Annotated in this window: 21 protein-coding genes; 8 read left to right on the forward strand and 13 right to left on the reverse strand. The window is 60.0% G+C overall.

All coding sequences use genetic code 11. The features are described from left to right. Position 1 precedes the first annotated feature (1 nt). Positions 2-1,348, forward strand: coding sequence for a nicotinate phosphoribosyltransferase (locus MLD04_RS01930; protein WP_248154251.1), 1,347 nt, complete (start codon positions 2-4; stop codon positions 1,346-1,348). Here the strand turns inward: MLD04_RS01930 and MLD04_RS01935 are convergent. The 3 genes from MLD04_RS01935 to MLD04_RS01945 form a co-directional block, all read right to left on the reverse strand. Beyond that, the gene (locus MLD04_RS01935) at positions 1,345-2,001 is read right to left on the reverse strand and encodes a hypothetical protein (RefSeq protein ID WP_248154253.1); all 657 of its coding nucleotides are present in this window, start codon (positions 1,999-2,001) and stop codon (positions 1,345-1,347) included. The two genes, MLD04_RS01930 and MLD04_RS01935, sit on opposite strands and share 4 nt — an antisense overlap. A gap of 54 nt (positions 2,002-2,055) precedes the next feature. Next, positions 2,056-3,216 (reverse strand): GNAT family N-acetyltransferase, encoded by a 1,161-nt coding sequence (locus MLD04_RS01940; RefSeq protein WP_248154255.1) that lies wholly within the window; start codon positions 3,214-3,216, stop codon positions 2,056-2,058. 67 nt (positions 3,217-3,283) lie between these two features. Further along, positions 3,284-3,652, reverse strand: coding sequence for a hypothetical protein (locus MLD04_RS01945; RefSeq protein WP_248154257.1), 369 nt, complete (start codon positions 3,650-3,652; stop codon positions 3,284-3,286). Between the two features lie 177 nt (positions 3,653-3,829). Here MLD04_RS01945 and MLD04_RS01950 point away from each other — a divergent pair, with 177 nt between their 5' ends. The 6 genes from MLD04_RS01950 to MLD04_RS01975 all read left to right on the forward strand — a co-directional run bounded on the left by MLD04_RS01950 (position 3,830) and on the right by MLD04_RS01975 (position 8,998). Beyond that, positions 3,830-4,516, forward strand: coding sequence for a response regulator transcription factor (locus MLD04_RS01950; protein WP_248154259.1), 687 nt, complete (start codon positions 3,830-3,832; stop codon positions 4,514-4,516). After that, on the forward strand, positions 4,513-5,832 hold the full coding sequence (locus tag MLD04_RS01955; RefSeq protein WP_248154260.1) for a sensor histidine kinase: 1,320 nt from the start codon (positions 4,513-4,515) through the stop codon (positions 5,830-5,832). The genes MLD04_RS01950 and MLD04_RS01955 overlap by 4 nt, the downstream gene beginning before the upstream one ends. Positions 5,833-6,012: 180 nt before the next feature. Next, positions 6,013-6,618, forward strand: a complete 606-nt coding sequence (locus tag MLD04_RS01960; RefSeq protein WP_248154262.1) for a YigZ family protein — start codon at positions 6,013-6,015, stop codon at positions 6,616-6,618. An 87-nt stretch (positions 6,619-6,705) separates the two neighbouring features. Beyond that, entirely contained in the window at positions 6,706-7,233 is a 528-nt protein-coding gene (locus MLD04_RS01965) for a DUF4136 domain-containing protein (RefSeq protein WP_248154264.1), read from the forward strand. Between the two features lie 20 nt (positions 7,234-7,253). After that, entirely contained in the window at positions 7,254-7,607 is a 354-nt protein-coding gene (locus MLD04_RS01970) for a translation initiation factor Sui1 (RefSeq protein WP_248154266.1), read from the forward strand. 137 nt (positions 7,608-7,744) lie between these two features. Beyond that, positions 7,745-8,998 (forward strand): D-amino acid dehydrogenase, encoded by a 1,254-nt coding sequence (locus tag MLD04_RS01975; RefSeq protein WP_248154268.1) that lies wholly within the window; start codon positions 7,745-7,747, stop codon positions 8,996-8,998. A gap of 49 nt (positions 8,999-9,047) precedes the next feature. On the opposite strand, the gene MLD04_RS01980 is transcribed toward MLD04_RS01975, so the two are convergent. From MLD04_RS01980 to MLD04_RS02015, 8 genes are all read right to left on the reverse strand, one after another. Next, positions 9,048-10,694 (reverse strand): fatty acid--CoA ligase, encoded by a 1,647-nt coding sequence (locus MLD04_RS01980; RefSeq protein ID WP_248154270.1) that lies wholly within the window; start codon positions 10,692-10,694, stop codon positions 9,048-9,050. A 153-nt stretch (positions 10,695-10,847) separates the two neighbouring features. Beyond that, positions 10,848-11,129, reverse strand: coding sequence for a pyrimidine/purine nucleoside phosphorylase (gene ppnP / locus MLD04_RS01985; protein ID WP_008939077.1), 282 nt, complete (start codon positions 11,127-11,129; stop codon positions 10,848-10,850). An 82-nt stretch (positions 11,130-11,211) separates the two neighbouring features. After that, a complete protein-coding gene (locus MLD04_RS01990) occupies positions 11,212-11,544 on the reverse strand; it encodes a Na+/H+ antiporter subunit G (protein WP_248155367.1) in 333 nt (110 codons plus the stop codon). An 11-nt stretch (positions 11,545-11,555) separates the two neighbouring features. Beyond that, the gene (locus MLD04_RS01995; RefSeq protein WP_248154272.1) at positions 11,556-11,825 is read right to left on the reverse strand and encodes a K+/H+ antiporter subunit F; all 270 of its coding nucleotides are present in this window, start codon (positions 11,823-11,825) and stop codon (positions 11,556-11,558) included. Further along, a complete protein-coding gene (locus tag MLD04_RS02000; protein ID WP_248154274.1) occupies positions 11,822-12,310 on the reverse strand; it encodes a Na+/H+ antiporter subunit E in 489 nt (162 codons plus the stop codon). The genes MLD04_RS01995 and MLD04_RS02000 overlap by 4 nt, the downstream gene beginning before the upstream one ends. Then, positions 12,310-13,827: a monovalent cation/H+ antiporter subunit D gene (locus MLD04_RS02005; RefSeq protein WP_248154276.1), complete on the reverse strand. Its 1,518-nt coding sequence runs from the start codon at positions 13,825-13,827 to the stop codon at positions 12,310-12,312. Before MLD04_RS02005 ends, MLD04_RS02000 begins: the two co-directional genes overlap by 1 nt. Next, on the reverse strand, positions 13,824-14,198 hold the full coding sequence (locus MLD04_RS02010; protein ID WP_248154277.1) for a Na+/H+ antiporter subunit C: 375 nt from the start codon (positions 14,196-14,198) through the stop codon (positions 13,824-13,826). Before MLD04_RS02010 ends, MLD04_RS02005 begins: the two co-directional genes overlap by 4 nt. Continuing rightward, positions 14,198-16,999 (reverse strand): monovalent cation/H+ antiporter subunit A, encoded by a 2,802-nt coding sequence (locus MLD04_RS02015; RefSeq protein WP_248154280.1) that lies wholly within the window; start codon positions 16,997-16,999, stop codon positions 14,198-14,200. Before MLD04_RS02015 ends, MLD04_RS02010 begins: the two co-directional genes overlap by 1 nt. Positions 17,000-17,350: 351 nt before the next feature. Here MLD04_RS02015 and MLD04_RS02020 point away from each other — a divergent pair, with 351 nt between their 5' ends. Then, complete coding sequence (locus MLD04_RS02020; RefSeq protein ID WP_248154282.1) at positions 17,351-19,405, forward strand: NADPH-dependent 2,4-dienoyl-CoA reductase; 2,055 nt, start codon at positions 17,351-17,353, stop codon at positions 19,403-19,405. Between the two features lie 85 nt (positions 19,406-19,490). Here MLD04_RS02020 and MLD04_RS02025 read toward each other — a convergent pair whose 3' ends face one another. Continuing rightward, positions 19,491-19,655, reverse strand: a complete 165-nt coding sequence (locus MLD04_RS02025) for a hypothetical protein (protein ID WP_248154284.1) — start codon at positions 19,653-19,655, stop codon at positions 19,491-19,493. A gap of 109 nt (positions 19,656-19,764) precedes the next feature. Then, positions 19,765-20,754: a GlxA family transcriptional regulator gene (locus tag MLD04_RS02030; protein ID WP_248154286.1), complete on the reverse strand. Its 990-nt coding sequence runs from the start codon at positions 20,752-20,754 to the stop codon at positions 19,765-19,767. Positions 20,755-20,927: the final 173 nt, after the last annotated feature.

Consider the following 20,927-nt stretch of genomic DNA (forward strand, 5'->3'; position numbering starts at 1 on the left):
GATGATGCACCAACAGGATCTTCCCTTGCTTGTCGACCTGTACGAGCTCGCCATGGCGCAGGCCTACTGGCATGAAGGGATGCAGGACCGGGCCGTGTTCAGCCTGTTCTTCCGCGATCTGCCTGAAAACCGCAACTTCGTCCTGGCCTGTGGTCAGCGCAACATCGCTGAAGTGCTCGAGGGCCTGCGGTTTTCTGAGGATCACATCGAGCGCCTGAAACAGCTCAACCGGTTTCAGCCCGGCTTCCTGGAGTGGCTGCGTTCTTTCCGCTTCAGTGGCAGCCTGCACGCGGTTCCAGAGGGAACCCCACTGTTTCCCCAGGAGCCGCTGCTGGAAATCGAAGCGCCGATTGCAGAGGCCCAGATCCTGGAAAGCCTGATCATGAATTACGTTCACCTGGAATCGGTGCTGGCCACCAAAGCGGTGCGTTTGGCGCTGGCGGCCGACGGACGTCCTGTCGTGGATTTCGGGCTACGGCGCATGCATGGCATTGATGCCGGTCACCGGAGCGTTCGGGCGTTCCGCCTGGCCGGTCTGTCGGCCACCAGCAACGTACTGGCCGGGCTGGACTTTGACATGGACGTCAATGGCACCATGGCCCACAGCTTTGTCCAGGCCTATCCGGACGAGCTGGAAGCCTTCAAGGTGTATGCCCGCCTGTATCCGGGTACCACCTTGCTGGTCGATACCTACGACAGCCGACGTGCGGTCCAGCGCGTTGTGTCATGGTTACGTGAGGATCCTGCCGCCAAAATCGGGGCCATTCGTCTGGACTCCGGCGATCTCGCCGCAGAGGCGAGGGACTGCCGGAGGATTCTGGACGATGGAGGTTTTCCGGAGATCAGGATCATGGCCAGCGGTGGTCTGGACGAATACCGGATTGCCCGCCTGCTGGCAGAGGAAGCGCCGATCGATGGCTTCGGCGTTGGCACCGCTATTGGTGTGGCGGTGGACGCCCCGGCTCTGGAACTGGCTTACAAGCTGACGGAGTATGCCGGCGAGCCGAAGATGAAGAGTTCCTCGGGAAAGGTCTCATTTCCGGGGCGCAAACAGGTCTTCCGGGTTCTGGGTGACGACGGGCGAATTGTCCGGGACACTGTAGCTGGCCGAATGGAGAAGGCCGAGGGGCAGCCGCTGCTGGAACCGATCATGGAAGATGGCCGGATACTACCTGAAGTGGTGGGCTCACTGGCCTCACAGGTTGACGGCGCGCAACAGGCCATCGCGTCACTGCCTGATCCGCTGTTGGGCCTGGAGCCTGCCGAACCGGTTCCGGTCCAAATCAGTGACTATCTCACCCAATTGCAGAGGGACACTCTCGCTGTCGTTGCAGGCCAGCGTCGCTAGCGAAGCATCCGGTTCCGGATTTCCTCGGCAAGCGAATTCATCAGCGCCCGGGCATCGTGTTCATGCAGCGAGTCACACTTCTCCTGCATGAGTTGCCGGTCATGGTCGGATGGATGGGTCGACACCTCTTTCAGCAGATCAAGATACTGACTGGCAGCGAGGTGAGCCTTGATTTCTGTATCCACGAGCCGGCTGATCAACTGTTCCACTTTTTCGCTGCAGAAGGGCCGGTGGCGATTCAGTCCCTGCCGGGCCTCCAGCGCAGCATTGCGGGCTTCAAGACGCAGGTCTCCGACCGGTTCCCCGGCCTCGACGGTCCTGAGAAACTGTCCTGTCCGGTCATACAGTTGCCAGAGTTGTGGCCATATGGTCTGGTAGGCGGCCTTTTCCGTCTGGTAGGCATTGCCCATGAGGGCGTCCGTCGTGCCGCCGGCAGAGGACATCGGGCTGTTGAAGTGGGCGACCCGAATGTCGTCGATTTCACGCCAGAGTGTGTCGGCCTTCTCTCGAAGTACCTCCAGTCTCTCGTCGTGCTGCTGGCGTACACGGGAAGCGTATACAAGCGCCGACAGGGCAATGATCAGGGACACGCCTGCCAGGATCAGAAGGCCATGTCCGGTAGTGATGATCGCGGGCAGGAACTGGGTATCCATGATGAGCCGTCCTTTTTGACCCCTGTTCGCGGATCGGTTCCCTCAGTATAGAAGTTAATCCGGCGCCTGTTGGCGATAGGGCAGAAGGGTTTCGGCTTCGCGCAGATAGGCGCGAACCTGGGCGGCTTCCTCCAGCGTGAACTCCCGGATAGGTTCCCGGAATCCCTCATGCAGGATGCCGTGCCAGGAGTGGGTGAGCGTCGGTTCGAAGCCGCGCACCAGTTTGTGCTCGCCCTGGGCGCCGGCATCGAAACGGGTGAGACCCAGCTCGATGGCCATTTCGATACCCTGGTAATAACAGGTCTCGAAATGCAGGTGATCGAATTCATCCAGGCACCCCCAATAGCGCCCGTAGAGTGTGTCGCCCCCGGTGAGGAACAGGGCACCGGCGATCATCCGGTCCTCCTTCACGGCCATGACTATTTCCAGGTGCTCTGGTAAACGATCCCGTAACAGTTGGAAGAACCGCTTGTTGAGGTAGGGGCGCTGGCCCCGTTTCAGGTAAGTGGCCTGGTAGAACACATAGAAAGCCGAAAGGATGGTGTCCGGGAGGCCTTGTCCGCTGAATCGTCTGAACGTGATGCCCTGTTCAGCCACCTGTCTCCGTTCCCGACGGATGGACTTGCGCTTGCGGGAAGTCAGCGTGGCAAGAAAGTCATCGAAATGGCGGTAGTCGCGGTTATGCCAGTGGAACTGACAGCCGATCCGATGCAGTTCTTCCGGTTCATGCAGCAGGGCCTGATCGGCCTCGTCCGGAAACAGGAGGTGCCACGAATGTGCTCCGATTTCTTCGCAAAGCGTGTCCAGTCCTGAAGACAGCGCCGGTGGCGCCAGAGCATTCCGGACATGATCGGCCAGCATCAGCCGCGGTCCCCGGGAAGGTGTGAAGGGGACGGCAATCAGGAGCTTGGGGTAATAGGGCAGGCCATAACGCTGGTAGGCGTCAGCCCAGGCCCAGTCAAACACGTATTCACCCATGGAGTGATACTTCAGGTAAGCCGGCGCCACACCGACAACGTCTTCGCCTTCCCGGAAGATCAGGTGGCTGGGTTGCCATCCGGTGTCGGCGGTTGTGCAACCGGATTCCTCCAGGCTCTGAAAGAATTCGTAGCGAAGGAAGGGGTTGTCCCGGCCTGCAAACTGCTCCCAGACGTCTTTCGGCAGATCCGAAATCCGTTGGCAGGTCTCGAGTTCAAAGGGGACGGCTTCTGACATGGTGCGGAAACTTCCTCGGAGTGTTCCCGATACCATACGTCAGAAGCCGCGGTCTGATCACTAGCGATTACTGATCCTGGTTTGCGCAGCGCTCGGCCAGTCGTTCCCGCCATTTCTCGGCGCGCGCCTCGTGCTGCTGCCGACGCTCCATCTGCATCTCGTCCCAGACCTTGCGCTGTTCCTTGTCAAGCTTCAGGCGGTCAGCCATCTCGGCATGTCGCTTGTCCGCTTCCGCCCGGTATTTTTCACGCCGCTCCTGTCGCGCCTCCGGACTGAATTTGCCCGTGCCTTCACGGAAGTCTTCGCACACTTGCGACATATCGCGTTTGCCATAGGCGTCCTTGCCATGGTGGTCTGCCAGGGCCAGCGGGCTGGCAATTAACAATGCAGAGGCCAGGGCGCCTGCTGCCATCGTGGAGAGTTTACGTCTGTTCATGGGTTTTCCTCATGGTGGAACCGTTCAATCGGCGTTTTGTTCACGGGAGCATGGTAACCCCGGCCTTCGTCAAGCCACGTCAGGGCTCTGTAAAGGTTATGCAAAGCACAAATCCGGAAAATCAGCACCGGCAAGACACCGTGTTAGACTGCTGCCATCGCAATGGGAGGTTGGACGATGCAGAACCGCGTGTTACTGGTGGAGGACGACGAGGAGCTGAGGGAGTTGCTGGCCCGTTACCTGTCGAACCAGGGATTTGATGTTCGGGAAGCGGCCAATGGCCGGGATGGTCTGGCGCTGGCCATGGGCCAGGACTGTGACATTGTGGTGCTGGATATCATGCTGCCGGACATGAACGGGCTGGAAGTGCTCCGCTCGTTGAGGGCAGAGACCCATTTGCCGGTGGTTCTGTTGACGGCCCGGGGAGATGAGACCGACCGGATTGTCGGTTTTGAAGTGGGTGCCGACGATTACATTCCCAAACCCTGCAACCCCAGGGAGCTGGTAGCACGCCTCCAGGCCCTGTTACGGCGTATTGCCTGGGATCAGAAATCCGAGGTCAATGGCACCCGGGAATATGGTGATCTCCGGCTGGAGACGGCAAATCGCCGGATCTACCAGAACGGTGAACCCCTCGAACTGACCGCCACTGAATACGAGGTCCTCCAGGTGCTACTGGCACACGCCGGCAGTGTCGTACGCAAGACCGATTTGATGCAGTGGGCCCTGGGCCGCCGCCTGGAGGCCTATGACCGGACCCTGGATATGCACATCAGTAATCTGCGAAAGAAACTTGGTAACGACGATCCTCCCCGGATCGAGACGGTGCGTGGGCTGGGCTACAGTTACCGGGTGCCGATGTGAAGCGCCGCCTCTCTTTCCCCCTGTTCTGGCGGATTTTCCTGTCCATCTGGCTGGCCATGGCAGTGACCGTGGTGTCCAGCAATCTCGCGACCCGCTATCTGCTCGATCGTGAGCGCCAGGCCATTGAACGCCAGGTCGGTCTGCAGGATCTTGCCCAGAAGGCCATCGCCATCCGTGAACAGAAAGGCCGGGGCGATGCCTGGCGTTTCCTCCGGGCCCAGGGCGAACGACTGGATCTGCATCTGGTGTTGATCCAGCGGGATGAGCACGACGACTCGCTCCCGAAACCCATTCGTGAACGCATGAATTCCGCCTGGTATCCCCAAAAGCCTGCCGTGATCAGGATCTCGGATGAATACCGGTTGATTGCCTGGCCACGGGCCAGTGGTGACGGGTGGCTGGATCCCCGATTCTTCCGCACCCTGGAGCTCGGATTTGCCTTCATCCTGATTACCCTGGCCTGCTGGTGGATTGCGCGCCTGGTGTCGCGTCCACTCAAGCACATGGAGTCCACTGCCCGGGAGATTGCCGCTGGCAAGAACCAGCTTCGTGTCAGCCAGAAGATCGCAGGCCGCCGGGATGAGGTGGGGCTGCTGGCAACCGCCTTCAATGTCATGACGGATCAGCTCTGCGATCTGCTGGAGCGTCAGAAAGGCCTGTTACGGGATATCTCCCACGACCTGAGGACGCCTCTCACGAGGCAGCGGATCGCAATTGAGCTGGCCAGTGACAGTGGCGCGGACGAGGCCCTGATCGCCAGCATCCTGCGTCAGAACGAGCGCCTTGAGGCCATGACCTCCCAGATACTGTCGCTGTATCGGGTGGCAGAGAAGGGCGGTGACATCGCGCGTGAACCGGTCAAACCGGTCCGGTTGATCAATCAGGTGCTACGGGACGCCGCCGACTACGCCGAACACCAGGGGGTGGACTGTCAGTTGTCGGCCACGGACGAAGCGTCCGGGGTCACCGTGCTGGGTGACGCCGGGCTGCTCCAGAGGGCTTTCGACAACATCCTGCAGAATGCCCTGGATCACACGCCGCCCGGAAAATCCGTGCAGATTCGTGTGGCCGTCGAACAGCAGTGGGTGTGTATCGATATCCGGGATCAGGGCCCGGGTGCGGAAGAGAGTACGCTTCCCCACCTGTTCGAGCCCTTTTTCAGGGCTGACAAGTCGCGGGGTGGTTCCGGATGGGGGCTAGGCCTTGCCATTGCCAGGGACATCGTCAATGCGCACGATGGTCGAATCGGAGCCAGCAACGATGAGTCCGGTGGCCTAAGAGTCGCAATCCGGTTGCCGGTGTTTACGGCTGCGTGAGTCAACGGTCTCCTGACGATCCTCATCGCATGGTTTAAGATCCGCGGCGCCGGAGAAGTCGATACCCTCCTGCAGTTCATCCTCGTCAAAGCGGATGCCGCAGGCCGCTTTTCGGACTTTTGCCGGTGGCGCGGTCCCCGGACTGCCGTTTTCTTCTGCTGACATAGGGCACCTCACATTATGAGCAAAGATTATCCCGTCCCTGCAGGATACCTTGAGCGGGAGACGGAGGTGAAGAAAAGTCGCTTTATTGCCCGAGTGGCACCGGTTACCTCGCGGGATGAGGTTCACCAGTGGCTCGAACAGGCGCATCGCGATCATCCGGACGCCCGCCACATCTGCTGGGCCTACCAGATCGGCCGTCCCGGCTCGGCTGCGGAGGCAGCGATGAACGACGACGGAGAGCCTTCGGGCACCGCCGGAAAGCCGATTCTCAATGTCATTCAGCACAAGGATATGGGGGACGTGCTGGTGATGGTCATTCGCTATTTTGGCGGGATCAAGCTGGGTGCAGGAGGTCTGGTCCGGGCCTACGCCGGAGCGGCGGAGAGTGTCCTGTCGGCGGTGGACAGGGTTGTTCATCAGCCGATGACAAGGGTTCGGGTGACCATGTCTTTCGCCGACGAACAGCCACTGCGGCACTGGTGCGAGGTGAATGGAGCCCAGGTTGACTCGATCGACTATGGGACGTCGGTGACGGCAGATGTCCTGGTGCCTGATGAAAAAGTGAAAGCCCTCAAGTCCTTTTGTGAGGCCGGCCAACTGCATTACGATCTGGAAAGGTAACGGACCGGAGTGCCATCAAGGTTCGTGTAGCGGGCGTATACTTGTGAAATACGCTCGACCTGTTCATCGACCCAAGGAGCAATCGCAATGCGCAGTTTTATTTGGGTAATATTTGCCATCGCACTCACCGGATGTGCCAGTAACGTGGTCACCGATTACAACGACTCGGTGGTTTTCGGAAATTACGCGAGCTGGGCGTTCGCCCCGGATGCAGGCAAATCCTCGTTCGTGTCACTGGATGGCAATCGGGTGCGGAAGGCAGTCGATCGGGAGCTGGCTCGCAAGGCCATGCGTCAGGTTTCTGAATCGGAGGCGGATTTGCTGGTGAACTGGCAGATTGTCGAGGAAGAGCGCCTCGATCAGAGTGGTGTCGGGCTGGGCTTCGGTTTCGGAACGGGCCACTTCGGCTGGGCAATGGCCGCCCCACCGCCCGCTCGCCAGGTCACGGAAGGCAAGCTGGTGATCGAGCTGGTTGACAACAAGACCGATCAGGTGGTCTGGCGGGCGGCCAGTCGCCGCTATCTGCGCGAGAGCCAGTCACCGGAGACCCGCAGCAAGTTGATTGATGAAGTGGTTTCGGAAATGTTTTCGAAGTACCCTCCGGGCGTCGAATAAGCAGTGAATCCGGAGGCATTATGAAGAAGCGGACTGGCGGCCTGGTCTATTCAACCGAGCAGGGCCGGATGTGCCCGGAATGCCGGAACCCGATGGATCAGTGCACCTGCGGTGCACCCGCGCGTCCGGCGGGCGACGGCATCGTTCGTGTCAGCCGGGAGACCAAGGGCCGCAAAGGCAAGGGTGTCACCCTCATCACCGGCATTCCCCTGGACGACAAGGAGCTCAAGGCCTTCGCCAAGGTCCTGAAGGGCAAGTGCGGGACAGGCGGGACGGTCAAGGACGGCGTGGTGGAGATTCAGGGCGATCAGCGTGATCTTCTGGTGCCCCTGCTGGAACAGAAAGGCTGGACGGTCAAGCGCGCCGGTGGCTGATGGTCTAACGCGCAAACCCCGACTGCCCGCGTTACAATAGGACACGGGCAGTCAGTTCCCCGAACTCTCATGAATATGCGAACTCCCTGGGCGTCTCGTCGAACGAGGCGCAGGGAGTTCTTTGATCGGAGGCAAGCATGCACATTCTGGTGTTGGGCGCGGGTGTTGTCGGTACGACCACCGCCTGGTTTTTGCAGAAGCAGGGACATCAGGTCACGGTGGTGGATCGTCAGAGCCGGGCCGGCCTCGAAACCAGTTACGCCAACGGCGGCCAGATTTCCGTGTCCCATGCCGAGCCCTGGGCCAACCCCTCGGCGCCATTGAAAGTGCTTAAATGGCTGACGAAAGCAGACGCGCCGCTGTTGTTCAAGCCGCGCCTGGACCCGGCCCAATGGCGCTGGGCTCTCTCGTTTCTCAGCGAATGCACCTCGTCGAAAGCGGCCCATAATATCCGCCAGATGGTCAATCTCGGAACCTACAGCCGGGCACAACTCCAGGCTCTGAGGAAGGAACTGGGACTGGAATACGATCATCTGGAAAAGGGCATTCTCCACTTCTACACCAATCCGGAAGAATTCGACGGCGCCATCGAGCCGACCCGCATCATGCAGGATCTGGGCTGCGACCGGCAGATCATCGACGCCAACCGGGCGGTTGAACTGGAGCCTGCGCTGAATCCGATCAAACACCGTATTGCAGGCGCTACCTACACTAGCGAGGACGAATCAGGCGATGCCCGGAAATTCACCCAGGCGCTGGCCGATCGCTGTCAGCAAGCCGGGGTCAACTTCCTCTACAACACCGATATCGTCGGGTTCGACCACGCGGGCGAACGGTTGTTGGGCGTCCAGATTCTCAATGCGGGCCACCACGAAACCTTACGTGCGGACTCCTATGTCCTTTGCCTGGGCAGCTTCAGTGCCATTCTGGCCCGGCAACTCGGGCTCTCGCTGAACATCTATCCGGCCAAGGGCTATTCGATTACCGTCCCGGTCAAGAATGAAGAGGCCGCGTTTAATGTGAGCCTGACGGACGACGAGTACAAACTGGTCTACTCACGGCTGGGAGACCGTCTACGCGTGGCCGGAACGGCCGAGCTGAATGGTTACAGCCGGCAGCTGAATCTGACCCGCTGCCGGGCCATTGTGAGACGTACCGCGGAAGTGATGCCGGAAGCCGGCGACTGGGACAAAGCCGAATTCTGGACCGGTCTGCGGCCCACCACACCCTCAAACGTGCCATACATTGGCAAGAGTCATTTTGCCAATCTGTACCTGAACACCGGGCACGGCACCCTCGGCTGGACGCATTCCTGCGGGTCGGCTGCGGCTCTGGCCGATATTGTCGATGGCAGGAAGCCTGAGGTGGATTTCACGTTCGCCGGAGTCTGAATGGGAAGCCCCGGGACCTCGTCGGCCCCGGGGATGTCCTGCTGGTTGATCAGTCTTTCAACTGATCCCGGATCAGTTTCTTGTTGATCTTGCCGACGCTGGTTTTCGGGATGTCGTCTACAAAATCCATCTGTTCCGGAATCGCCCACTTGTTGATGTCGCCCTTCTCGACGAACTGTTGCAGGTGCTTCTGGATGTCTTCCAGCGAGGCGTCCTCGCCCGGTTTCAGGGTCACCAGGGCGTAGGGCCGCTCACCCCATTTTTCATCGGGCACACCCACCACCGCAGCGCCGGCGACCGCCGGGTGCTGGCTTATCAGGTTCTCCAGATCCAGTGACGACAACCATTCACCACCGGTCTTGATGACATCCTTGATGCGATCCTTGATGGTCAGGGTGTTGTCGGGCTCCATACTTGCCACGTCACCGGTGTGCAGCCAGCCGCCTTGCCACAGCTCTTCGCCTTTCTCGGGCTCCTTGAAGTAGCTCTGGGTGAGCCAGGGCGCGCGGGCAACCACCTCACCCTTGGCTTCGCCATCGTGCGCAACTGGGTTGCCCGACGGATCAACGATTTCCAGATCCACCAGGGGCACGGCAATACCGGTTTTTACCCTCTGGTCGGTCTGCTGCTCCAGCGGAAGTTCCAGATCTTCGGGCTTCAGATAGGTGGTGCTCAGCAGCGGGCAGGTCTCCGACATGCCGTAACCGGTATACATGCGAATGCCCAGTTTGGCGCCCGCATCACAGAGTCCCTTGGTCAGCGCGCTGCCGCCGATCAGGACGTGCCAGTTGCTGAGGTCCGCGGTTTTGATGGACTCCGTGGCCATCATCATCTGCATGATGGTCGGTACGCAGTGGGAGAAGGTGACCTTGTGTTCCTTGAGCAGGTCCACCAGAAGTTCAGGCTCGTAGCGGCCAGGATACACCTGCTTGATGCCCATCATGGTTGCGGCGTAGGGAACGCCCCATGCGTGCACATGGAACATCGGTGTCACCGGCATATAGACAGAGTTGGAGCGCATCAGGGGCATTTCATCGGAGAAGCCGAGGGAGCCAACCTGCGCCAGTGTATGCAGGACCAGTTGCCTGTGGCTGAAATAGACGCCCTTGGGGTTGCCGGTCGTGCCAGTGGTGTAGAACGTCGTGGCAACACTGTTCTCGTCAAAGTCCGGGAAGTCGAAGTGTGAGTCAGCCTTGGCCAGCAGGCTTTCGTATTCGCCGGCGGTATCGAGGGCCGCCTCTTTCGGCGCGTCGTTATCGGTGAGCTGGATGTAGCTCTTGACCGTTTTGATCTCGCCTTTTACGGCTTCGAGGATGGGCAGGAAGTCATCGTGCACCAGCACCACATCGTCTTCAGCGTGGTTCATGGTGTAGACAATCTGCTCCGGTGACAGTCGCACGTTGATTGTGTGCAGGACCGCGCCGATCATCGGAATTGCGAAAAAGCATTCCAGGTAACGTGGAGTGTCCCAGTCCATAACGGCGACAGTATCACCCGGTTTGACACCGGCGTCTGTGAGCGCATTGGCGAGGCGATGGATTCGCTCGACGAGGGTGGTGTAGGTGTATTTGCTGCGGTTCGCGTAATGAATTTCCTGGTCGGGGTTGTAACGTGGGCCCGAGAGCAGGAGGTTTTTGATAAGCAGCGGGTACTCGTAAGCGTTATTCGCCGGGGACAGAATTCGGGTCTGTGCCATGTTGTGGTCCTCTTTCTCTGCTTCTGGTTGTTATTGCGTCGAGAGTGTTAAATCTGACACAGATTGGCAGAAACGGGAACCGGTGAGAGGCAAAAAATCGCAGAACATACCCTTTCAAATTAACAGGATGGGTACGCTCTGCGAATCTGGATGTTATTCGTAGGTACAGAGGTAAGCGGTGTCGATATCGGTTTTTGCCTTGAAGCTTGCCTGACCGGCTACATCGAAGCTTTCACCGGCCCCGTAGGTCATCCATTCATTCATGCCCGGCAACAGCACCGTCAGTGCGCCACTGATGATGGTCATGGTTTCTTTTTTGGTCGTGCCGAACTCGAATTCGCCCGGGCTGATAACGCCAACCGTTGCCGGCAGGGTTGCAGTCTGGAAACCGATCGACTTGGCTCTGCCGTCGAAATACTCGTTCACTTTCAGCATGAGTTTGCCTCCTGAAGACGTTTGGGCGACCTACTATACGGCAAAATCCTGTCAGGCCAATGACAAATTTCCCGTCGCCCGCCTACTGGTCCCAGGGATTTCCGCGCGTGCCCTCAGCAGGCGGAACATCGATGTGCATGGCGGCTTTGGCGAGAATGTTGGCGCTGACCGGTGCAGTGATGAACAGGAAGACTGTCACCAGAATTTCCGACACGCCTATTCCTTCGCCGGACGCGCTGAAATAGATCACCGAGCTGAGCATGATGGCCCCGACGCCCAGTGTGGTCGCCTTGGTCGGGCCATGGAGCCGGCTGAAGAAATCGGGCAGGCGCGCAAGGCCAATGGCTCCGACCAGGGTGAAGGCGCCACCGATCAGGAGCAGGGCGCTGATGGCATATTCCGCAACTGGATGCATCATTGTTCCTCCTATTCAATCACGCTGCCGCGCTTGAGGTATTTCGCCATGGCGACGGTCCCGACGAAGCCCATCACGGCGATCAGCAAGGCTGCCTCCAGGTACATGCGGGTCCCCAGCGTCACGCTCAGCAGGATAATCAGCGCAATGGCATTGATGTAGAGGGTGTCCAGCGCCAGCACCCGGTCGGTGGCGTTGGGTCCCTTGATCAGTCGGTAAACGTTCAGCAGGGCCGCCAGTGTGACCATGGCAATGGTGAGGTAGAGGGCGACGATCATCATTCGAACATCTCCAGCAGGCGTCGTTCGTAGCGGTTGCGGATGCTGTGGATCACTTCCTCGTCACTCTCGGCATCGAGGGCGTGAATGAGCAGCGATTTGTGGTCATCGCTGACGTCCACGGTCACGGTGCCGGGTGTGAGGGAGATAGTTCCGGCCAGCACGGTAATGGCCAGGGGATCGGTCAGCTCCAGCGGATAGACCACGAACGCGGAGCGGGGCCGCCGTGCTGACAGGATGAGGGCGGCGACCTCGAAGCTGGCGACCACAATATCCCTGAGAACATGCACGAGGTAACCCGGCATTCGCCACCATTTAAGCAACGACGGGCGTTCGGGCCAGAATCCCTGGGTCAACTGGGGAATGGCCCAGGCCAGGACCAGGCCGAGGACGACACTGCCCCCACTAACGCCTTCGCTCAGGAACTGCCAGATCAGGAACAGGCTTAGACTGAGCCAGGGCTGCGGGAATGTCAGTCGATCCAGCATCAGTTGTCCTCCTGAACCATGGGCGTTTGCAGGATCTGCACATACCCCTGTCTATCCTGCAGCTGCGCGGCAGTGGCGTCCGTGTACTCATTGATCGGCCCGGCAAAGGCGACGATGATCACGCTCAAGGCTACCAGGGCGCCGGTTGCCGCCCGTACTTCGCCGCCCAGGCGGGGCGGGTCCTCAATGTGTCCACCGACGGTGCGCCAGAACACGATGCTGCCGGCCCTGCTGTAGGCAATCACAGTAAAGAAACTGCCGACCAGCAGAATGCCCCAGAGCCAGGCCATCTCGGAGCCAGAGGTGACCGATTGCAGAATGAGCACCTTGGAAAAGAATCCACTCAGGGGCGGCAGTCCGGCGGCGGCAACTGCACCAACCAGGAAGAACACGCTCAGCAGTGTCCGGTTCTGCATCGGCGGTGCGGTCACGATCCGGTCACCGGCGCTACCGCGCTGGCTGGCCACCAGTTCGGAGAGCAGGAAAAGCCCTCCGACGGTCCAGGTGGTGCTCAACAGATAGAACAGCGCCGCCGATATACCGGCGTTGGAGCCCAGCGCGATGGGCGCCAGAAGAGTACCCACGGAAATAACCACCTGCCAGGCGACCAGGGTCTTGAGGCTCTGGGCGCCGAGCGCGCCGATAACCCCCATCGCGAGGGTAACGAGTGCCAGCGGGAACAGCCAGTCCATGCCCAGGTTGGCCAGCGGACCGGCGTGGTTACCGAACACCAGCAGGTAGACTCTGAGAATGGCGTATATCCCCACCTTAGTCATCACCGCAAACAGGGCAGCGACGGGAGCCGATGCCCTCGCGTAGGCCTTTGGCAGCCAGAAACTCAGAGGCAGGACCGCTGCTTTCAGGCCGAAGACCACCAGCAGCATAAGGCCGCCAGCTTTCACAAGTTCGAGGTCTGCGCCCTGAAGATCCGGAATCCGGAGCGCCAGGTCGGCCATGTTGAGGGTGCCGGTCACGCTGTAGATCATGCCGACACTGATCAGGAACAGTGCCGATCCCACCAGGTTGAGCACGACATAGTGCAGCCCCGGGATGGTGCGGGCGGTTCCACCACCATGCATCAGCAGACCGTAGGATGCGATCAGGAGCACCTCGAAGGCCACGAACAGATTGAACAGGTCGCCGGTGAGGAAGGCGATGTTCAGGCCCATGAGCTGGAACAGGAAAAGTCCGTGGAACTGCCGGTTGCCCTCGTCGTAGCCACCCAGGGAAAACAGGTGGCAGAACAGAGCGAGAACCGCAGTCAGTACCAGCATCAGCGCCGCGAGGCGATCCAGCACCAGGACGATGCCGAAGGGCGGCTGCCAGTTGCCGAAGGCGTAGAGGCGGTATTGCCCGTCATTGGCAAGCAGGAGCAGCACAATCGTGGCGACCAGAAGCAGTACCGTGGTCGCGAGGGCCAGAGTCCGGCGCAGGCTGATGGGCGCATAGCCCATGAAGACTTGCAGGATACCGCCAAGTAGCGGGATCAGGATCGGTGCGATCAGCCATTGATTCATTGGTCGTGGCCCTCCCGTTTTTCCGGCGCTGCCGAGTCCGGTTCCGACGAGGACTGGTCTCCGTTGACGTGATCGTCGTCATGGTCCGCGAGGCTTCGGAGGGAAAGCACGACGACAAAGGCCGTCATGGCAAAGCCGATCACGATCGCGGTCAGGACAAGGGCCTGAGGCAGCGGGTCGGTGTAGCTCTCCGTGCTGCCTATAATCGGTTGGGCGCCGGTCGCCAGGCGGCCGGTGGAAAACAGGAACAGATTGACGCCGTAGGACAGCAGCGTCAGCCCGACGACGACCGGGAAGGTGCGCGCGCGGAGCAACAGATAGACGCCCGAGGCGGTCAGGGTTCCAATGGCCAGGGCAAACACGAGTTCCATCAGTTGGCCTCCGGTCCGGGTTTGATGGCGGAATGCGGGGAGAGGCGGCCGATGCTGACCAGTGCCAGCAGGGTTGCGCCGATAACGGTCAGATAAACCCCCAGATCAAAGATCATGGCCGATGCCAGTTCAAATTCACCCACGAAGGGCCAGTGTATATGGCCGAACGTCGAGGTCAGGAACGGGTAGCTGAAGGCCAGGCTGCCGGCTCCGGCGATGACCGCAAACAGCAGGCCCAGGCCGATCATGTTGTGGTATTTGAACGGGATCCGGTCTTCGGTCCAGTCCATCCCGCTGGCGACGTATTGCAGGATCAGCGCCACTGAGGTGACCAGGCCGGCAATGAAACCGCCGCCAGGCAGGTTGTGGCCCCTCAGGAAGATGTACACGGAGACCATCAGGGCCAACGGGAGCATTGGCCGGGCGATCTGACGAAGCATCATCGGATGGGTATCCCGGGTCCATGGATGGCCCTGGCCATCGCCCGGTGGCGGGGTCAGGGCAGTATTTTTCAACATCGCGTAGATGCCCAGCGCGGCGATGGCCAGTACCGTGATTTCACCCAGGGTATCGAAGCCCCGGAAGTCCACCAGGATCACGTTGACCACATTGGTACCGCCACCTTCCGGTTTGCTGTTGGCCAGGAAAAAGTCCGAGATTGAACTGAACGGACGCGTCAGCATGGCCAGGGTGATCAGTGTCATCCCACCGCCGGCGACCAGTGCGATGAGAAGATCCCGGAGGCGCCTGCCGGAACTGCTTTCGATGGGTGTCCAGGACGGCATGTAGTAGAGCGCCAGCATCAGCAGCACGATAGTGACGACTTCAACGGACAGCTGAGTCATGGCCAGGTCCGGTGCCGAGAAGCGGGCGAACCCGAGGGCCACAATCAGCCCGACAACGCTCAGTAGCACCAGTGCGTAGAAACGCTCCCGATGCATGACGGCAGTCATGATGGCGGCAATGATCAATACCGCCACGGCAATGCCGGTAGGCGCGTCCACGGGCGTCAGTCCATTTGCGCCGATAAAGAGTCCGAGATTGGCCAGCGGGGCTGCCGCGATCACGATGACGCTGAGCACAAGAAGCATCGCGTAGCGCTGAAGCGAGCCATTTTCGAGCCGGGCCGTCAGACGATTGGCCGCTTCTGTCACGCGAGCCACAGCCGCTTCGAAGACGGCTTTCTCATCGATTTCCTTGAACCGGGCGTGGAAGTCGAAGAAGCGCTGCCGCTGGCTGTACATCAGCAATCCACCGAAAAACGCCACGAAGCTCATCAGCAATGGAAGGTTCAGACCGTGGGCAAACGTGAGATGGTAATCAGGCACATCTCCGCCCAGCGTGGCCGATGCCGCCGCGAAGAGAAGCGGGCCAACGGATATGGCCGGGAAGATGCCCACCATCACACAGGCGAACACCAGTATCTCCACCGGTATCTTCATGTAGCGGGGCGGTTCGTGCGGCGGGAATACCGGCAGATCCACCGGCTTGCCGTTGAAGAAAACGTCGTGGACGAAGCGTACCGAGTACGCCACCGAGAAGATGCCCGCCAGGGTCGCGATGATCGGGGGCAACCAGGCCCAGAGACCTGGCAGGTTCAGGTCCAGGGACTCGGCAAAGAACATTTCCTTGCTCAGGAATCCGTTCAGCAAGGGTACCCCCGCCATGGAGGAGGCGGCGACCATTGCCAGTGTGGCCGTGTGCGGCATGTAACGCCACAGGCCGTTGATTCGACGCATGTCCCGGGTACCGGTCTCGTGGTCAATAATACCCGCGGCCATGAACAGGGATGCCTTGAAGGTGGCGTGGTTGATGACGTGAAACACCGCTGCCACTGCGGCCAGCTTTGTCCCCATTCCGAACAGCAGGGTGATGAGGCCCAGATGGCTGACGGTCGAGTAGGCCAGGAGCCCTTTGAGATCATGCTTGAGCATCGCGGTGTAGGCCCCGAGCAGCAAGGTGGCCATGCCGGTGAAACTGACCATGTAGAACCACTGTTCCGTGCCTGCCAGTGCCGGATACAGCCTTGCCATCAGGAAGATGCCTGCCTTGACCATGGTGGCCGAGTGCAGGTAAGCCGATACCGGCGTGGGCGCCTGCATGGCGTGTGGCAACCAGAAATGAAAGGGGAACTGGGCCGATTTGGTGAAGGCGCCGAGCAATACCAGGGTCAGGACAACCGGGTACATGGCATGGGCCTTGATCTGATCGCCCGCTGCCAGAACGTCGTCCAGCTCGAAACTGCCCACAATGTTGCCGATGATCAGGATGCCCGCCAGCAAGGCCAGTCCGCCACCACCGGTGACCGCCAGAGCCATGCGTGCGCCTCGCCGGGCATCCTGCTTGTGGGTCCAGAAACCGATCAGCAGGAACGACACCAGGCTGGTGAGTTCCCAGAAAATCAGCATCAGCAGCAGGTTGCTGGACATCACGATGCCCAGCATGGCGCCCTTGAAGCATAGAAGCAGGGCGTAGAATTTGGCGATATTCTCCTTCGGCTTCAGGTAATACCGGGAGTAGAGAATGATCAGCAGACCGATGATCAGGATGAGCAGGGCGAACAGCAGTGACAGACCGTCTAGCCGGAAACTCAGGGACAGGCCCAGCGCCGGCAGCCAGGGCTGGTGGAACAGGACCACACCGCCGTCGGCAAGAACCTGCCACTGAGGATAGAGCGCCGCCAGGGCGATCAGCGCGGGTACGGACGAGGCGATGGCAATTGCCGTTCGTCCTCCCTGGGCAAACAGGGGCGCAGCGATCGCCCCCAGAAAAGGCAGCATAACAACCAGCGGTAGCGACATCGCAACCTCGTTATCGGTTTTTTTCTTTCACGTATAAATACAGGCGTGTGTGCAGAAGTCTAGCTTCCGGATGGAGAGCCTGCATGGGGCTTGGCCCGCAGGATGACACCGAAAGCCTGGAATCAGGCGAAGGGTGGGTCCGGGAAATAGGGTAGACGACCGCGGTGGCGGGCGATATCAGCCGTGATGGGCGGGCGAATGGTCTGTTTGCAGCCGAAGGACCTTCCGGTCATTGGTTGCTCCGTCAATCGAACTTGGGATTTGATGATACGTGGACCGTCCGCAAGGTCAAGTCAACTTGCCATTGATCAAGTGTATACTCGCGATAAATTTTCCATGAGAGAGCCCTCCATGAGCGAAATGTATCCCAACCTGCTGAAACCCCTCGATCTTGGATTTACCGAGCTCAAGAACCGGGTTCTGATGGGGTCGATGCATACCGGCCTCGAAGACCGTTTCTGGAACATCCACAAATTTGCCCGGTATTTCGCCGAGCGGGCGGAAGGGGGTGTCGGGCTCATGGTAACCGGCGGTTTCTCGCCCAACCTCGTCGGCCAGTTGGCACCGCTGTCTTCCACAATGAACAACAGGGTAACGGCGTTCCTGCACCGGCATGTCACCGGCGCGGTTCACGAGGCCGGAGGAAAAATCTGCCTGCAACTGCTGCATGCGGGGCGTTATGGCTATCAGCCGCTGATCGTCTCGGCTTCTGCAACCAAGGCACCGATCAGTCCGTTCAAGGCGCGTGCCCTGTCCACGAAGGGCGTCGAGCGGCAGATCGACGACTTCGTCAACGCCGCAAAACTGGCAAAGTTTGCAGGCTACGACGGCGTCGAGGTGATGGGCTCCGAGGGTTATTTCATCAACCAGTTCCTGTGTGAGCGGACGAATAAGCGAACGGACAAGTGGGGTGGTCCCTACGAGAATCGCATGCGTCTGCCCGTGGAAATTGTCCGACGCATCCGCGACGCTGTCGGTCCGGAATTCATTATCATCTATCGGCTTTCCATGCTGGACCTGGTCGAAGGCGGACAGACCTGGGACCAGATCGTTACGCTGGGCAAGGCCATTGAGCGGGCGGGTGCCACTATCATAAATACCGGTATCGGCTGGCATGAGGCGCGGGTACCCACCATTGTCACCTCGGTGCCACGCGGTGGCTTCGCGGATGTCACCGCCAAGTTCTACGGTGAAGTGGATATTCCCGTGTGCACCACCAACCGGATCAACACGCCGGAAAAAGGTGAGGAGATTCTCGCGGCCGGCAAGGCGGATATGGTTTCCATGGCCCGGCCCCTGCTGGCGGACAGCGAGTTTGTGCGCAAGGCAGAGCAGGGCCGCAGTGATGAGATCAATACCTGTATTGCCTGCAACCAGGCATGCCTGGACCACGTGTTCCAGGCCAAACGGGCGTCGTGCCTGGTGAATCCGCGGGCCTGCCATGAAACCGAGCTGGTGTTGACGGTAGCGCCGGTAGCTCGTCGGGTCGCCGTCGTCGGCGCAGGCCCGGCCGGTCTGGCAGCGGCAACCACGGCGGCAAAACGTGGTCATAAGGTCACCCTGTTCGAAGCGGATGACCGGATCGGCGGCCAGTTCAATTACGCCAAGCGCATCCCGGGCAAAGAGGAGTTCTACGAAACCCTGCGCTACTACCAGCGCCAGATCGAGTTGCTGGAGATAGACCTGAAACTCGGCACCCGGGTCGATGCAGGCGCCCTGGTCGAGCAGGGGTTCGATGATGTGGTGATTGCCACCGGCGTGAAGCCTCGAACCCCCAGCATTGAGGGTATCGACCATCCTAAAGTACTTGGTTACCTCGACGTGCTTCGTGACAACAAACCGGTGGGCGAAACCGTAGCGGTCATTGGTGCCGGAGGCATTGGCTTTGATGTCAGCGAATTCCTGACTCATGACGCCAGCCATCAACCCGAAGGCGAACAGGTCGCTGTCGCCGACTGGCAGGCAGAATGGGGCGTAAACCCTGAATTCGAGGGCCCCGGAGGCCTGGCCGAACGAAAACCGACGCCGTCACCCCGCAAGATCTATCTGATGCAGCGGAAAACCGGCAAGGTCGGAGGCGGCCTGGGCAAAACCTCGGGCTGGGTTCACCGGAGCAGCTTGAAACATCGGGACGTGGAGATGTTGCGGGGCTGTCGATACGAGCGAATTGACGACGAGGGCTTGCATATTTCCCTGACCGACAAGGAGGGCAAAGTCACCGAAAGCAGGGTGCTGGCCGTTGATAATGTCGTTATTTGTGCGGGCCAGGAGCCTTACCGGGAACTGTTTGACAGTTTGACCGCCTCCGGAGTGAAAACACACCTGATTGGCGGCGCGGATGTTGCCGAGGAACTGGATGCAAAACGGGCCATCCGTCAGGGAACGGAAATCGCAGCTCAGCTTTAACGAGCTGGGCGTCTGGCTTCCAATGGTGACGCTGGCGGGCATGTTGGCGTCACTTTTGGGCACCTGTTTCTGTTGGCGGTTCAGCTCAGCGAATCGATTCCAGTGCCTTGAAAATCGCTTGTGCTTCGGCTTCCAACACCTGGCAGCGTAGCGAGTTGCCTTGCTGCAGGGCCTGCGCCAGCTGCTTCTGCTTCATGTCGTACAGACGGCTAAGAACATCAGCCTGAGTTTGTCTGGTTGGTGCCTGCATGGAAAACTACCTCCCCACTGTTACACCGGTGTCAGGAAAATATACGTTTTCCCGGGCCGTGTGGCCTTCAAGCATTTATGAAGCATAAGCCGGGCCAGAAATGTATCGCCTAACGACCGAATCGCGCCCGGTAGGCGCCGGGTGACAACCCGGTGTGTTTCCGGAACAGACGTGAAAATGAACTGATGTCCTCGTACCCGATATCCCGGGTAATGGCGTCGATACTCCGCCCGGAAGACTCGAGTTGTCGGCGGGCACTTTCCACCCGAAGTAACTGTAAATAGGTGTTGGGTGTATCGCCGGTGGCCTGCCGGAACCGCCGGAGCAGTGATCGTTCGGACAGCCCCGCTCTTGCGGCCAGTGCAGGCAGGGACAGGGATTCCCGAAAGTGATCGTCCAGCCAGTCCTGGAGTGCGAGAATGACGGCGTCGGAGTGGTAGCGTTTGGCCTGAAGAACACTGTAGGGTGCCTGGCTGCTGCGTCCCGCGTCGATCACAAACGCTTTCGCCAGCTCCCGGGCAACCTGGGGGCCGGCGAAACGTTCCACCAGATAGACCCCCAGATCCCACCAGGCCATACCGCCGCCGGCACAGGCGACGGGGCCATCCACCGTCACCAGCTTTTCCGGATGAAGCTGCACAGCCGGGTAACGCTCCCGAAACTGGTTGCTGAATCCCCAGTGGGTCGTCGCCTCCCGGCCATTGAGCAGGCCAGCTTCGGCGAGAAAAAAGGCCCCGGTGCAATTGCTGGCGACGTGAACGTTCGGCGTCTCCCGGGTCCGGAAGTTCCCCAGCCACTCGATCAGCTGAGAATTGCCGGCCAATACTTTCTCGATCGGGGCACCAATGGTTGGAATGATGATCAGATCGCTGTCGTCGCGATCGGGCTCGTTCCACGCGCCATCGCTGACCAGCGTAAGCCCATTGATGCATTTGCACGGTTCGCCGTCCCGGGTCAGCAGGCGTGTGCGGAACCAGGGCTGGGGCTCGTCGCCGTGAATCCGCGCCCAGGTCACCCCTGCCAGCCGGAACAGATCGATGATGCCGGTGACGGCGCTCGCCAGTGCGCCATCGAAACCTATGATTGAAACAGTGTACATGTGTCCTCCGAATCAGGGTCGCGGCGGGAGGGGCGCCAGAAACTGTGTGCAGCAGGGAAGCTGCATACAAGCCCACAGGGATGTGTTCACGGCGGGTTTCTGGCGCCCCTTCCGTCGTGGCCCGAGCGGTCTGGCGCTGTGTTGGCGGCATTGACCAAGAATATGTCAGAAAT

It is taken from the genome of Marinobacter koreensis (assembly GCF_023156285.1).
In the GTDB taxonomy this organism is placed as follows: Bacteria; Pseudomonadota; Gammaproteobacteria; order Pseudomonadales; family Oleiphilaceae; genus Marinobacter; species Marinobacter koreensis.

Coding starts and splice junctions, on each gene's coding strand:
- MLD04_RS01930 (WP_248154251.1), top strand. CDS start 2: ATGATGCACCAACAGGATCTTCCCTTGCTTGTCGACCTGTACGAGCTC.
- MLD04_RS01935 (WP_248154253.1), bottom strand. CDS start 2,001: ATGGATACCCAGTTCCTGCCCGCGATCATCACTACCGGACATGGCCTT.
- MLD04_RS01940 (WP_248154255.1), bottom strand. CDS start 3,216: ATGTCAGAAGCCGTCCCCTTTGAACTCGAGACCTGCCAACGGATTTCG.
- MLD04_RS01945 (WP_248154257.1), bottom strand. CDS start 3,652: ATGAACAGACGTAAACTCTCCACGATGGCAGCAGGCGCCCTGGCCTCT.
- MLD04_RS01950 (WP_248154259.1), top strand. CDS start 3,830: ATGCAGAACCGCGTGTTACTGGTGGAGGACGACGAGGAGCTGAGGGAG.
- MLD04_RS01960 (WP_248154262.1), top strand. CDS start 6,013: ATGAGCAAAGATTATCCCGTCCCTGCAGGATACCTTGAGCGGGAGACG.
- MLD04_RS01965 (WP_248154264.1), top strand. CDS start 6,706: ATGCGCAGTTTTATTTGGGTAATATTTGCCATCGCACTCACCGGATGT.
- MLD04_RS01970 (WP_248154266.1), top strand. CDS start 7,254: ATGAAGAAGCGGACTGGCGGCCTGGTCTATTCAACCGAGCAGGGCCGG.
- MLD04_RS01975 (WP_248154268.1), top strand. CDS start 7,745: ATGCACATTCTGGTGTTGGGCGCGGGTGTTGTCGGTACGACCACCGCC.
- MLD04_RS01980 (WP_248154270.1), bottom strand. CDS start 10,694: ATGGCACAGACCCGAATTCTGTCCCCGGCGAATAACGCTTACGAGTAC.
- ppnP (WP_008939077.1), bottom strand. CDS start 11,129: ATGCTGAAAGTGAACGAGTATTTCGACGGCAGAGCCAAGTCGATCGGT.
- MLD04_RS01990 (WP_248155367.1), bottom strand. CDS start 11,544: ATGCATCCAGTTGCGGAATATGCCATCAGCGCCCTGCTCCTGATCGGT.
- MLD04_RS01995 (WP_248154272.1), bottom strand. CDS start 11,825: ATGATGATCGTCGCCCTCTACCTCACCATTGCCATGGTCACACTGGCG.
- MLD04_RS02000 (WP_248154274.1), bottom strand. CDS start 12,310: ATGCTGGATCGACTGACATTCCCGCAGCCCTGGCTCAGTCTAAGCCTG.
- MLD04_RS02005 (WP_248154276.1), bottom strand. CDS start 13,827: ATGAATCAATGGCTGATCGCACCGATCCTGATCCCGCTACTTGGCGGT.
- MLD04_RS02010 (WP_248154277.1), bottom strand. CDS start 14,198: ATGGAACTCGTGTTTGCCCTGGCCATTGGAACCCTGACCGCCTCGGGC.
- MLD04_RS02015 (WP_248154280.1), bottom strand. CDS start 16,999: ATGTCGCTACCGCTGGTTGTTATGCTGCCTTTTCTGGGGGCGATCGCT.
- MLD04_RS02020 (WP_248154282.1), top strand. CDS start 17,351: ATGAGCGAAATGTATCCCAACCTGCTGAAACCCCTCGATCTTGGATTT.
- MLD04_RS02025 (WP_248154284.1), bottom strand. CDS start 19,655: ATGCAGGCACCAACCAGACAAACTCAGGCTGATGTTCTTAGCCGTCTG.
- MLD04_RS02030 (WP_248154286.1), bottom strand. CDS start 20,754: ATGTACACTGTTTCAATCATAGGTTTCGATGGCGCACTGGCGAGCGCC.